The sequence below is a fragment of the Clostridium beijerinckii genome, from assembly GCA_003129525.1.
GTDB lineage: Bacteria > Bacillota > Clostridia > Clostridiales > Clostridiaceae > Clostridium > Clostridium beijerinckii_D.
The window spans coordinates 2502712-2515804 of the sequence record CP029329.1 but is presented as its reverse complement, the minus strand read 5'-3'; the positions used below and the strand labels follow the sequence as shown (position 1 = coordinate 2515804).

The window sequence follows — 13093 nt, the reverse complement described above, 5'->3', positions numbered from 1 at the left end:
TGTGGTTTAATCAATTTATTTTCTAATAATTAATATTCTACAAGCCCATGATATCCCTGCATGACTTTTTCCTTAAAGTTTCTTCCTATTGGAATTTCTAAATGATTTTTTAATATCAATTTATCAGATAACACTTTTTCGGCGAACTTAATATTTATAATATATGATTTATGGGTCCTTATAAAACTTGGATTATTAATTTGTTCTATTATATTTGATAATTTTTCTCTTACCTGGTATTGTCCAGTGCTAGAGTGAATTATTAAATAGTGTCCAAAAGATTCTATAAACATAATATTTTTCACATTAAGTCTAATTGTAGCTGTACCAGATTTCAAAGTCACTATAGTCTCTATATTTTTCATATAGTCTAATAATGATTCAATCATATTTTTAAAGTCTTCATGAAAATTATTTAAACGAATAAATTGTAATGGATTAACTCTTAATGCTTCAAAAACCAATGACTCATCTTTGCTTAATAAAATAATGCAACTTGCATGAGTACATTCTTTGATTTCCTTAGCTCTTTTAATATCATTACTGTTTGATATTTCAAAGAAAAGAATCAATATTTCATTCTTATCATAATCTTTTATATAGGTTTCTTCAACAAAAGTAACATCTTGGCCTTCATTATTTAAAAATAATTTAATTTCAGATTTTAAAACTTTCTTTAAATTATCATCCTTTAAAATAATATTAGCTTTGATCATTTTGTGTCCTCCACTTGCCCTCTTGTTTTTCAATTTTATCAATATATTCAGCAAGTCTCATGCCTGGATTCTCCATTGCACCTAATAAGTTATACTTATCTTCTATTTGAATATTGCATTTTTCATTCAAATAATTCACAGCATCTATATATTCTCTATTAGAAGTGGTGAGTAATGATCTAAAAGTTACAATGGAACCGTCTTTCAATGTTATTCCAAAGTAAATGGAATGTAAAGGCGTTGAGGAAATAATCCACACTGTATTCCAATAAATTCTTATACTTTTAATTTCAGTTAATTTAATTTTAAAAGCAAACATATCCTCTTTACCATTAAAGATACTTAATATATATTTTAATTGTTGAAAATAACCATCAACTGCATAATGCTCAAAATAATGTTCACTTATATCCCAATGTTGTCTCCACCTAGCCATATTGGGAATAAACAAAAACCATATTACCAAAAATGTAATGGAAATAATAACAATTGCATAATCTCCTAATTTAAAGCGTTCAATCATCATACCGCTTACCAACAAACTCAAACTAAGTGGTAACAAAGCAAATGCAAAAATGAATGCTTTAGTTAATTTCTTTCCAATAACAAATATTTTTTCTGGTTTTTTCATATAAATCACTCCCCTCTTATTGTCATTATATGTGTCCAAAGAGAAAAGATAATTGGTTTGGCATAAACAACAATTTCATAGCCTGTAATACCAAATATTTAAATTGCTAGCAAATAACGATTGACAAATTCAATTGTATTCAATATAATTGAATTGTATTAAATAAGAATTTATTTTGTAAGTTAATTAATAAATAACGTGAGATAAAGTATATTATCAATGAGATAAATCCTTATAAAAATATAATTTACTTTTTATTCAATTAAAATATTACAATGAAAATAATGTATGTTTAAAATAATATATGGAGGTTATTAATTATGAATAATACAATAGATACAATAAAAAATCATAGATCAATAAGGCAATATTTAGATAAAGATGTTCCTGCTGAATTAATAGATGACATTGTAAAAAGTGCTCAAGCTATGCCTAACTCAATAAACGGACAGCAAACCTCTGTTATAGTTGTAAGAGACAAAAAGAAGAAAGAGAAATTAGCAGAACTTGTGGGTAATCAAGAATATGTTGCAAAAGCTCCAGTATTTTTAGTTTTTGTAATGGATTTTTATAGAACTTATCTTGCAGGTGAAAAAACTGGCTTTAAGCAAGTAATTCATGAAGATATCGAAGGTATTCTTGCTGGTTCAGTAGATGTTGGAATAGCTTTAGGAGCTTCAGTTGTTGCTGCCGAATCTCTTGGACTTGGTACAGTACCTATTGGTGGTATAAGAAAAAATCCAGAAGAAGTTATAGAACTATTAGGATTGCCTAAATATACCTTTCCACTAGTAGGCTTGGCAGTTGGGTATCCAGCTGATAAATCACATAAAAAACCTAGAGTTCCTTTTGATAGTTTTAAACATGACGAAAGTTATAATACAAAAGTAGTTGAAGATTCAATTAATGTTTATGATGAACAAATGGATAAATATCTAAAGGATATTGGACGATCTGAGCAGGAAACAAATTGGAGTACTTTAACTTCAAGAATTTATCAATCAGTTTATTATCCTAAGGTTAAAGATACTATTGTTAAACAAGGGTTAAAATCTAAATAAGGTATATTAAATAAAAAACTGCCTTTTATGAAATTAAAGTGTTATCCTTAATTAAATAAAAGGCAGTTATTTTTTTAAGGGACAGTAGATAATTTTGTGTGAAAACAAAACTATCTACTGTTCCTTTAATATAAGTTATTCTTTTTTACATGTACTTTAAGTATATAAATTGCTATATAATTTTTTTATATAGATTAATTTCCCCTGCTTTTTCTGCAAAACCACCTATAATAGGTACTATCCTTTTAAAATGTTCAGATGCCATGTGTTTATTTAAAGCTTCCTTGCTTTCCCATTCTTCTATCATTGTCAATATGCTTATATCCTTTTCATCTTGATAAATTTCATATTTTATACAGCCTTCTTCTTTTACTGTAATTGCGACTAATTCCTTTATATGTTCTAATGCTTCTTCTATCTTATCTTTTTTTATAATATTTTTAGCTACTACCTTTATCATTTTAATTACTCCTTTATTGCCATTTTTATAATATTATATATTTTATTCACCTTATTTTCAAGTTTCATAATGAACTTTCTTCTCATTAAATCTATCTACAAATCCATTTTTTTGACCATCAGGATAGCCAACTGGAATTAAAGCAAAAGGTCCAATATTTTCTGGTAAATTAAAAAGTTCTTTAATATAATTCATACTTGCTTCAGCAGTTGCTACTCCAAGCCAAACTGCTCCAAGTTCCAGATGTACAGCTTCCAATAAAATATTTTCTACAGTTGCTCCCATATCTTGTTGCCAAGCTGAAGGAATTTTAAAATCATCACTATTAGCTAAAGCTACAAAAGCTACTGCCATATATTTGTTTTTTTGTAGACAATTAATTGTTATATATTTAAATTATTTATTTACATATTACCTGAAATTGCTTTTTCTATATCATCTTTTATTTTTGATGGAACTGTTACAGGTGCATATCTCTTTACTACATTTCCTTCTGCGTCTATTAAAAATTTAGCAAAGTTCCATTTTATTTCTTTGCTTAAGATACCTTTAGCTTCATTCTTTAGATATTTATATAATGGATGTGCATTTTCTCCATTTACATCTATTTTTTCAAACATTGTAAAAGTGACTCCATAATTAATTAAGCAAAATTCACTAATTTCTTTATTACTTGCTGGATCTTGCTTAGCAAACTGATTACAAGGAAATCCTAAGATTTCAAAGCCTTTTCCCTTATATTCCTTATATAGTTCTTCCAACTCTATGAACTGAGGTGTTAATCCACACTTACTTGCAGTATTTACAACTAAAACTACCTTACCTCTGTATTCTTCCATTTTTATTTCTTGTCCATTCATTTTTTTTGCTGAGAAATCATAAAAATTCATACTATATATTCTCCTTTTTATTCCAACTTGATATTTTTGTAAATTAAATTTTATGCAATCTAATTATTTAAAAAAATTAGTAAATTCTTAAAGATAAAATCTCAATTAATATTTTTAATAAGTTCGAGTAACCAAATACAAGATTTGGACTCTTACTTATCTCCCACTAAAAAAAGTGGGAGTATTACAGTGGCTAGACATCAGATAAATATATACGAATATCAAATTTACATTTAGCTAAATTAAATTGCACCCAATCAAACCTCCAATTTAGTATATCCTTTATTATTTTTCCTGTCAATATAATTTTTATTTCCATATCAAATCTACATTTTATAATTTAAATTTGTCACGATTCTGACATAATAACAAGCTATAATAAATTTATAACGTTGATAAAAGTTTTTCATGAAAATTTACCCCCTATATAATAGATAAAGAGTAACATTCATATTCCCCATATGTATGTTACTCTTTCTTTATTTATATTTTCTTTATTAATTGTCTTGTCTCATCTTCAATAACAAATAATATTTGTATTATTTTCTTTCGATTCTATTTATTAAATTCATATAATCTTTAGAAAACTCAATACCAGCAGAAGTACAGTTATCATTAAAAATGATACAATTTCTTTTCTTATCATAAAGCGTGACATTTAAATTTCCATTAAGAGTTTCACTTGCTATAGGTATCATATTTCCATCATGAGGTGCGTATAAATTCATAAAAGTTTCTTGTTTATAGAAGGCTTCAATTTTAAGAAAATAATCTTTATTATAAGTTTCTAAAACCATTTTTTCATTTTCGCAGTTAATTGATAGAGTACTTTTGTTTATGCTCGTAAACTTATAAAATTTACCTTTTGCATATATTCCTATCAAAAAGCCAATAAAGCTCCCAAATTGAAATGGAAGTGGAATATTCCCTATAGAGCATGTAACTGACCCATCCCCTTCTTCAAAAGAATTTCCCTGTACCCAAATGTAAGAATACGGAAATGATTTACCCCAATTCTTTTCAATATATAGCCTTCCTCCAGTAAAATCAACGCTTTCGCCATTAATATCAAGTTTTCCTCGTGCTATACCATCAACAGCGCAAACTTGACTATAGCATTGCATAAAGCAGTATGTATGACCTGTATGTGGCTGCACAATCTTAAAATACCAACCTTCAAAGAAATTTGTTTTTTTATTATCTCCATGATAAATATCGGGATTTCTAATAGCTTTAATCACAAGAACACCTCTTTTTATAAAAACTTATAGTTTATTTGTTTACTAAATTGTGAGAACATATTCTTATATAATAAAAAAAGATAGTCATATGACTATCTTTTTACAAGTACTCCCAATATGTTATGCTGCAGCATAGTCCTAATGTAGTATCATTGGCACTATAGGTTTAACTTTCCTGTTCTGAATGTGAAGGAGTTTTATCCTTTTCCAACTATTCCACCTTTTTTTCCTTTGCCTTTATCTTTATTATTAGGAAAACCAATTTCTGAAGTGGCCTCAGTTTTTACCCCGTTTAAATCGGTTCTTTTTTTAAACACTGAATTCCTATTAGTTCCACTATTATTTAAAGACATGTGAATCTACCTCCCTTAATTATTACTTTGTTTTGTAGTAATATCTTAACCACTATTATAAATTATACTCATTAGAAATGTTACCAAAAAGTAGTATTATACTTATTATATATGCTGATGAACTAGCTATAGTTGCTATATATAATCATCTTGTTATAATACAACATTCTCCTGCATTTCCTAGTATATATTAATAATATTCTCTCCTTAATTATTACATTGTTTTTTAAGATAAGCGGATAATTTGTACAGTACTGTACAAACTAACTCTGTGAAAATATTATGCTGAGGAGGTGTTTTAATGACAAAAGATAGTCAACCAGATAATAAAATAGCAAGAATGGAAAAATGTAATTATCAAACTCCAATAACTGAAGAAGGGCATAACCATAATCCTAATGCAAAACATAAATCTATAAAGAATGAGGGATTTAAAAGTCAACATTTCAATAGATTTGGTAATTAACAAAATGTAACCAAGTGAAAATTCACTTGGTTACATTTTATCTTTAAAATCCAAATTTTTACGCCTTTTTTCTCATTACCATATCTCATAATACGCTCTTAATAGCAATGTTCAATCTCAAACTCTTTAAGATAACTTAAAAAGTTCAAATTAAGTATAAATAACTATAAGTCAGAATAGCATTTGTTAACTATTTCTTTAATTTCTGCGGCTTGTTCCATTCCTGATGAAACAAGAAATTGTCCACTAAAATTATTATTAAAAATTTGGCAGTAAAAGTCTTTACCCATTTCATCTACATCTTCATAATTTTCCATTAACTTTTGAAGCAAAGCTTCTTCATCAAGACCAGTTTTATCTATGAAATAATATAAATTTAATTTATTTACATGCTCATTTATCCTATTAAAATTATCTTTATTTGCAACAAATCCAACTATGTAATCTTTATCGGTTTTCTTAGCCCCTTTTTTAATGGTTACTCCGCAGACAGACACCTCCGGTATTTTCTTTATCTCAATTTTTTTATATGCTACTCTGGTAAGATTTAAGTGTTCTATTATTTCATTAAATGAAATTTGAGATTCTTCTTTAGTTCCGAAAGATAATAGTTTAGAATCTAAAACTCCTAGACATAAATTATCCCCAATCAACTCATTTAAAACCTTTACTTTAAAAGTATCTTTTTGTTTTATTCCATAATATTCTACAAATGTCCTAATTCTATCTTCATCTTCTTCGCTTCTTATCTTCAACTTATTCCTACCAAATAAAAACATATTTTCCGTCTCCTTTAATAAGTAATATACAATATTATAATATATTACTACTGCACAGTCAAAAGTTATGTATACTTAATAGACCAATAGATCCTCACAAAATAACATGTATATTAAATTTAATACTGCACACACTAATATCAGAAAGAGGTGATTCTGATGGAATTAGATTTTGAAAATAATATTTTAGGATTAGTCCGAAAATGATTTTAAAGTCCCAATAAGTACACTTATTTCTAAATGAAACCAGGGTTTAAGAATAAACCCTGGTTTTGTTTTCTTTTTTATTATACTCTGAGTTTAAGTTATAAAACAAATCTAATTTTATTAATATAAAGTAAATCATTTGAAAGCTTCCTTGATTATAGGTGATGAATTTATTAGAGGCAATTATTTAAAATAGCTAGTCACTGTTTTTAAAACTATCATTATATGGTATAATTATGACCAAAAAAGGAGTGCTGAAAATTTATGAATGATAAGATAACTAAAATTGATGTTATAGCACCTCAAGGAAAACTTGAAAATTTAATAGATGAATTAGATAACATTGGAATTACAGGTATGACTGTTTCTAATGTTCTAGGTTACGGAATGCAGAAGGGCCACACAGAATATCACCGCGGAACAGCTGTAAATGTTAAGTTATTGCAAAAGGTAAAAGTAGAAATTGTAACTTGTAATATACCTTTAGACACAATTATAGACACTATAAAGAAAGTGTTATATACAGGTAAAATTGGTGATGGTAAAATATTTATTTATGATGTAGCTAATGTTATACGCATAAGTAATGGATTAGAAGGAAAAGATGCTCTTTAATATGTAATTATCACCAAAATACTTTTCCAAATGCTCAAATAAGTGGTATATTATAATTTGAATTTAATTAAAAAATAAATAAACATAAGAGGTAATTTACATGAAAACAACTGCACCCCATTACTATAAAGATTTTAAGTGTGTAGGTTCAAAATGCACTGATACCTGTTGTGCTGGGTGGGAAATCGTAATTGATGAGGAAACACATGCACATTATAAAAATGTATCAGGTGAATTTGGTGAAAGATTAAAATCTAACTTAACATTATATGAAGATGGTGAACCTGGTTTTGTATTACAAAATGATAATTGTCCATTTTTAAATAAAACTAACCTTTGTGATATCTATACTGAACTTGGAGAAGATTGTCTTTGCTATACATGCAAGACATACCCCAGGTTCGAAGAGGAATATGGTAGTTTACGTGAAATAGGAATATCTTTATCCTGTCCTGAGGCTGCAAGATTAATTCTCCTAGATTCTAAACCAGTAACTTTTGAAGTTTCAGAAGATGATGAAATGGTATGTACCTATGATGATATAAATTTTGATCTTTTTACACATATAATATCATCTAGGAAAATAGCATTGGATATAGTACAAAATCGTTCTATAAGTTTAAATCATAGAATTGTACTACTTGTTAATTTTGCTCATGATATTCAAGAAAAAATAAATAAAAATAACTTATCCCAAATTGCTGATATAAGAAATAAATATTCTCAGGAATATTATCAAAAAGATCTACTTAATATAGTGGATCAATGTGAAATCAAACAAAATCATAAGTATGATAATATGCTTAAATACATGAATATTTATAAAAACCTTAATCCTATTAATGATAACTGGCCAAAAATAATAGAACATGCTATTAACTGTTTTCACAAAACAGATGATATTGCTTTTTATCAAAAACAATATGATGATTTTAATGAATATTATAAAAATAAAACCTATGAATATGAAAATTTAATGGTATATTTTATATTCCAATATTTTATGAAATCCATTTTTGATGAAGAATTATATTCTAAAGTTACATTAGCTGTCATGAGTTATCTTATTATTAAAGAATTAGATGTAGTAAGATGGATTGATAATAAATATAGTTTTGATATAAATGATCAGATAGACATAATGCATATGTATTCTAGAGAAATAGAAAATTCAGAAAAAACCCTTTATGATCTTGAGGAAATGTTTAATACCAACAAACTATTTGATTTAAAAGAACTACTTGTTTTAATAATGAGTTAGAAATAGGCAGTATATTAAATAATATATATTTAAATATCCATAAAAAATAATAATAGGAAAGCAAACAATATTTATTTGCCTTCCTATTATTTATAAATTAAAAAAGTTTCTTTATTTCTTCATACTTTTGATATATTTTATTCCAATTGCTTGAATAAGATATAGTTTTATGATAGTTCAAATGCTCCTGTATATAATTGATAATACTTACCTTTTTCTTTAATTAAAGCATCATGATTTCCTCTTTCAATTATTTCACCTTGATCTAATACCATAATTACATCAGAGTTCTTAATTGTTGAAAGTCTATGCGCAATTACAAAAACTGTTCTTCCCTTCATTAATTTATCCATACCATCTTGAACAATTTTTTCTGTTCTTGTATCAATACTAGAGGTTGCTTCATCAAGTATTAAAACAGGTGGATCAGCAATTGCTGCTCTAGCTATTGTTAAAAGTTGCCTTTGACCTTGTGAAAGATTTCCTCCATCACCTGTAAGGATTGTATCATATCCCTTTGGCAGATGCTTTATAAACTGGTCTGCATTTGCAAGTTTTGCAGCTGCTTTTACTTCTTCATCCGTTGCATCTAATTTTCCATATCTAATATTGTCTGCAACTGTTCCTGTGAATAGATGTGCATCTTGAAGTACTATTCCAAGGGAGCTTCTTAAATCATCTTTTTTGATTTTATTAATGTTAATATCATCATATCGTATTTTACCATCTTGAATATCATAGAAACGGTTGATTAAGTTTGTAATAGTTGTCTTTCCTGCACCTGTAGATCCTACAAAGGCTATTTTTTGTCCTGGCTCTGCATAAAGCTTTATGTTATGCAATATGATTTTTTCATCATTATAACCAAAATCAACATCATCAAATACTACTTCACCACGAAGCTTAGTATGAGTAACTGTACCATCTTCATGAGGATGTTTCCATGCCCAAACTCCAGTACGTTTTTTAGATTCAGTTAATTCTCCTTTTTCATCTTCTGTTGCATTAACTAAAGTTACATATCCCTCATCCATTTCCTTATTTTCGTCAAGTAACTTAAAGATACGTTCTGCTCCAGCTAAGGCCATAATTACAAAGTTAAATTGTTGAGACATTTGGTTTACTGTTTGGCTGAAACTTCTTGTTAATTGCAAGAATGATACAAGTGCACCAAGAGTAAAGGCGCCAAAACCGCTAATTGCAAGAATTGCTCCAACTATTGCAACTGCCACATAATTTATATAACCAATGTTACCCATAATAGGCATTAAGATATTAGCATACTTATTTGCTTCATTTGCACTATCAAAAAGTTTATCATTTATTTTATCAAAATTACTTTTTGCTTCTTCTTCATGGCAAAAGACTTTAACAACCTTTTGTCCGTCCATCATTTCTTCAATATATCCATTTAAAGCACCTAAATCTTTTTGTTGAAGTCCAAAGTATTTTCCACTTTTGCCTCCAATAAATTTAGTAACTTGAAACATTAAAATTATTATTAAAACTTCAATTCCTGCCAGTGGTAAACTTAAATAAATCATAGATGCAAAGATACTGACTACAGTAATAATTGCAGATATTAATTGTGGTATACCTTGACTTATCATTTGTCTTAATGTATCTGTATCATTTGTATAAAGGCTCATCAAATCTCCATGGGAATGGGTATCAAAAAATTTAATAGGCAAAGTTTCCATATGAGAAAACATATCGTCTCTTATTCTTTTTAAAGATCCTTGAGAAATTGTAACCATAATACGGCTATATGCATATGTTGATAGAACTCCAACATAATAAATTACTGCCATTGTAATTATCATTTTAAGTAATGGTCCAAAGTCAGCTCCAGATTTATTCATAAGTGGAACTACATAATCATCAATTAAATTTCTTAAAAACAATGTACCAATAACATTGGCAAGAGAACTTATAATAATAGTTACAAATACAATAAAGAATAGAAACTTATATTCTTTAAATATATAAGAAAGTAACCTTTTTAAGATTTTTAATGAATCCTTACTAACTTTTGCATGGCCTCTTGGTCCAGAGCCTGGACCTTTTACCACTCTAACCTTATTATTTTGACTCATTATTATCAGCTCCTTTCACTTGAGATTCATAAACTTCACCATATATTTCATTTGTTTTTAGTAACTCTTCGTGAGTTCCAAAGCCATCTATTTTTCCATCATTTAATACAATAATTCTATCTGCTTCTTCTACAGATGAAATACGTTGTGCAATTATAATCTTTGTAGTATCTGGTATTGTTTCCTTAAATGCCTTTCTAATAAGGGCATCAGTTTTTGTATCTACTGCGCTTGTAGAATCATCTAAAATTAATATTTTAGGTTTTTTAAGAAGCGCTCTTGCAATACATAATCTTTGTTTTTGTCCTCCAGATACATTTGTTCCACCTTGTTCAATGTAAGTATCATATTTATGTGGTAAATTTTCTATGAATTCCTCTGCTTGAGCTTGTCTACATGCAGTAATCAACTCTTCATCTGTGGCATCCTTATTTCCCCATCTTAAATTTTCTTTTATTGTTCCAGAAAATAATACGTTCTTTTGTAGTACCATTGAAACTTCATCTCTAAGTGTTTCTATGTCGTAGTTTCTAACATCAATTCCAGAAACTTTAACACTTCCTTTTGTAGTATCATATAGTCTTGATATAAGTTGAACTAAAGAAGATTTAGCACTACCTGTTCCTCCAATAATACCTATAGTTTCACCAGAATTAATTTTTATGTTTATATCTTCTAAAACTGAATTGTCCAAGTTTTTGCTATATGAAAAATGAACATCATTAAATGTAATAGATCCATCTTTTACTTCATAAATTGGATTTTCACAATTTGTTAAATCACTTTTTTCATTTAAAACTTCTACTATTCTTTCAGCTGATGATCTTGACATAATTACCATTACAAATGCCATAGACATCATCATAAGACTCATTAATATGTTAGTTGTATAAGTAAATAAACTCATTAGCTCCCCAGTTGTCATAGAATTTGAGACTATCATCTTTGCTCCAAGCCAAGATAAAAGTAAAATACAACTATAAACTGTGAATTGCATTGCAGGACTATTAATTATAATTAATTTTTCAGCTTTTATAAATAATTTATATAAAACTTCAGAAGCTCTATTAAATTTGTTTATTTCGTGTTCTTCCCTTACATAAGCCTTTACAGTACGAATTGCAGTTAAATTTTCCTGTACGTCACTATTTAAATCATCATATTTCTTAAATACTTCCATAAAATATGGATGTGCTGTAGTCATTATAAAATACAATATAATTCCTAGAAAGATAATTGCAGCTAAAAATATTAAAGATAATTTTGCATTTATGTAAAAGCACATTGCTGTTGCAGATATAAGCACAAGCGGAGATCTAACAAACATTCTTGTTATCATTGCGAAGGCATTTTGAACATTTGTTACATCTGTAGTAAGCCTTGTTATAAGCCCTGCTGTAGAATATTTATCTATATTCGAAAAAGAAAAATTTTGTATGTTATAATACATTCCTCTTCTTAAATTCCTAGCAAAACCTGTAGATGCCTTAGCTCCATATTTACCTCCAAGTGCTCCAAAGGTAAGAGATAAAAATGCTAAGATTAACATTATGCCTCCAACAATAATTACGTATTTTATATTTCCTTTACCTATTCCATTATCAATTATCCATGCCATCAATAGTGGAATAATTGTCTCCATTACTACTTCTAAAGCAACACATACTGGAGTTAAAATTGTGTCTTTTTTAAACTCTCCTACATAACTTAGTAATTTTTTTATCATAATCTTCCTCCTTCTTTGTTAGGTTTCTAACTAATAATTCATTAAAAATTTGCACTTAATCAGCAATTTTATTAGATAGTCTATCAATTAAAGAAATTAATATAGCCATTTCTGCCTCACTTAATTCATCGCTTAAAGATTTCTCAAATTCACAAATAAAATCATATACATTTCTTTGAACTTCTGTGCCCTTTTCTGTAAGAATTATCTTTTTTAGTCTTGCATCTTTAGAAACACTTATTCTTTTTATATATCCATTCTTTTCCATTAGTTGAATTACACTAGTTACTGAAGAACGCCTAATATCAAGCTCTTCTTCTATATCTTTTTGAAATATATCTCTTTTCTCAGAGTTATGGTACACAAAACCAAGTATTCTAGATTGAACACCTGTTATACCGTATTCTGAAGTACCCTTATCTAGTCTTCTATGAATCCGCTTAGATAGTATAATTATTTTTTTTCCAATATGTACTTCTTTATGCATTTTCACACTCCTATCCATTTGTTAGGCTTCTAACATTTTAAAATTATAATACTAGTTAAAATATTTGTCAATACATATAAAATACTTTCCCCCATAACAAATAA

At 27.8% G+C, this 13093-nt stretch carries 13 protein-coding genes; 3 read left to right on the top strand and 10 right to left on the bottom strand.

Features of this window, described 5'->3' with window-relative positions:
* Nucleotides 1–29: 29 nt before the first annotated feature.
* Nucleotides 30–716, bottom strand: a complete 687-nt coding sequence (locus tag DIC82_11140; protein AWK51549.1) for a LytTR family transcriptional regulator — start codon at nucleotides 714–716, stop codon at nucleotides 30–32.
* The gene (locus DIC82_11135; GenBank protein ID AWK51548.1) at nucleotides 703–1347 is read right to left on the bottom strand and encodes a hypothetical protein; all 645 of its coding nucleotides are present in this window, start codon (nucleotides 1345–1347) and stop codon (nucleotides 703–705) included. The genes DIC82_11140 and DIC82_11135 overlap by 14 nt, the downstream gene beginning before the upstream one ends.
* Nucleotides 1348–1667: 320 nt before the next feature.
* Here DIC82_11135 and DIC82_11130 point away from each other — a divergent pair, with 320 nt between their 5' ends.
* On the top strand, nucleotides 1668–2408 hold the full coding sequence (locus tag DIC82_11130) for an NADPH-dependent oxidoreductase (protein AWK51547.1): 741 nt from the start codon (nucleotides 1668–1670) through the stop codon (nucleotides 2406–2408).
* A gap of 172 nt (nucleotides 2409–2580) precedes the next feature.
* On the opposite strand, the gene DIC82_11125 is transcribed toward DIC82_11130, so the two are convergent.
* The 5 genes from DIC82_11125 to DIC82_11105 all read right to left on the bottom strand — a co-directional run bounded on the left by DIC82_11125 (nucleotide 2581) and on the right by DIC82_11105 (nucleotide 6597).
* On the bottom strand, nucleotides 2581–2868 hold the full coding sequence (locus DIC82_11125; protein AWK51546.1) for an antibiotic biosynthesis monooxygenase: 288 nt from the start codon (nucleotides 2866–2868) through the stop codon (nucleotides 2581–2583).
* Between the two features lie 57 nt (nucleotides 2869–2925).
* Nucleotides 2926–3222, bottom strand: coding sequence for a hypothetical protein (locus DIC82_11120; GenBank protein AWK51545.1), 297 nt, complete (start codon nucleotides 3220–3222; stop codon nucleotides 2926–2928).
* A gap of 50 nt (nucleotides 3223–3272) precedes the next feature.
* Nucleotides 3273–3758, bottom strand: a complete 486-nt coding sequence (locus tag DIC82_11115; GenBank protein ID AWK51544.1) for a glutathione peroxidase — start codon at nucleotides 3756–3758, stop codon at nucleotides 3273–3275.
* A 539-nt stretch (nucleotides 3759–4297) separates the two neighbouring features.
* Nucleotides 4298–4999, bottom strand: a complete 702-nt coding sequence (locus DIC82_11110) for a hypothetical protein (GenBank protein ID AWK51543.1) — start codon at nucleotides 4997–4999, stop codon at nucleotides 4298–4300.
* A 983-nt stretch (nucleotides 5000–5982) separates the two neighbouring features.
* Nucleotides 5983–6597, bottom strand: coding sequence for a hypothetical protein (locus DIC82_11105; GenBank protein AWK51542.1), 615 nt, complete (start codon nucleotides 6595–6597; stop codon nucleotides 5983–5985).
* A gap of 471 nt (nucleotides 6598–7068) precedes the next feature.
* Between DIC82_11105 and DIC82_11100 the strand changes: the two genes are divergently transcribed.
* On the top strand, nucleotides 7069–7419 hold the full coding sequence (locus DIC82_11100) for a P-II family nitrogen regulator (protein ID AWK51541.1): 351 nt from the start codon (nucleotides 7069–7071) through the stop codon (nucleotides 7417–7419).
* Nucleotides 7420–7519: 100 nt separating this feature from the next.
* Nucleotides 7520–8680, top strand: coding sequence for a flagellar protein FliB (locus tag DIC82_11095; protein ID AWK51540.1), 1161 nt, complete (start codon nucleotides 7520–7522; stop codon nucleotides 8678–8680).
* A gap of 167 nt (nucleotides 8681–8847) precedes the next feature.
* Here the strand turns inward: DIC82_11095 and DIC82_11090 are convergent, their stop codons facing one another.
* From DIC82_11090 to DIC82_11080, 3 genes are read right to left on the bottom strand one after another with little or no spacing between them, the layout of a single operon-like run.
* On the bottom strand, nucleotides 8848–10776 hold the full coding sequence (locus DIC82_11090; GenBank protein AWK51539.1) for an ABC transporter: 1929 nt from the start codon (nucleotides 10774–10776) through the stop codon (nucleotides 8848–8850).
* On the bottom strand, nucleotides 10763–12502 hold the full coding sequence (locus tag DIC82_11085; protein ID AWK51538.1) for an ABC transporter: 1740 nt from the start codon (nucleotides 12500–12502) through the stop codon (nucleotides 10763–10765). Before DIC82_11085 ends, DIC82_11090 begins: the two co-directional genes overlap by 14 nt.
* Nucleotides 12503–12557: 55 nt before the next feature.
* On the bottom strand, nucleotides 12558–12989 hold the full coding sequence (locus tag DIC82_11080) for a MarR family transcriptional regulator (protein ID AWK51537.1): 432 nt from the start codon (nucleotides 12987–12989) through the stop codon (nucleotides 12558–12560).
* Nucleotides 12990–13093 lie beyond the last annotated feature (104 nt).

Bases quoted from the DNA above. Each gene is read 5' to 3' on its own strand.
- DIC82_11080 (AWK51537.1), bottom strand. From the start codon at position 12,989: ATGCATAAAGAAGTACATATTGGAAAAAAAATAATTATACTATCTAAG.
- DIC82_11120 (AWK51545.1), bottom strand. From the start codon at position 3,222: ATGGCAGTAGCTTTTGTAGCTTTAGCTAATAGTGATGATTTTAAAATT.
- DIC82_11140 (AWK51549.1), bottom strand. From the start codon at position 716: ATGATCAAAGCTAATATTATTTTAAAGGATGATAATTTAAAGAAAGTT.
- DIC82_11130 (AWK51547.1), top strand. From the start codon at position 1,668: ATGAATAATACAATAGATACAATAAAAAATCATAGATCAATAAGGCAA.
- DIC82_11125 (AWK51546.1), bottom strand. From the start codon at position 2,868: ATGATAAAGGTAGTAGCTAAAAATATTATAAAAAAAGATAAGATAGAA.
- DIC82_11090 (AWK51539.1), bottom strand. From the start codon at position 10,776: ATGAGTCAAAATAATAAGGTTAGAGTGGTAAAAGGTCCAGGCTCTGGA.
- DIC82_11085 (AWK51538.1), bottom strand. From the start codon at position 12,502: ATGATAAAAAAATTACTAAGTTATGTAGGAGAGTTTAAAAAAGACACA.
- DIC82_11105 (AWK51542.1), bottom strand. From the start codon at position 6,597: ATGTTTTTATTTGGTAGGAATAAGTTGAAGATAAGAAGCGAAGAAGAT.
- DIC82_11095 (AWK51540.1), top strand. From the start codon at position 7,520: ATGAAAACAACTGCACCCCATTACTATAAAGATTTTAAGTGTGTAGGT.
- DIC82_11115 (AWK51544.1), bottom strand. From the start codon at position 3,758: ATGAATTTTTATGATTTCTCAGCAAAAAAAATGAATGGACAAGAAATA.
- DIC82_11135 (AWK51548.1), bottom strand. From the start codon at position 1,347: ATGAAAAAACCAGAAAAAATATTTGTTATTGGAAAGAAATTAACTAAA.
- DIC82_11100 (AWK51541.1), top strand. From the start codon at position 7,069: ATGAATGATAAGATAACTAAAATTGATGTTATAGCACCTCAAGGAAAA.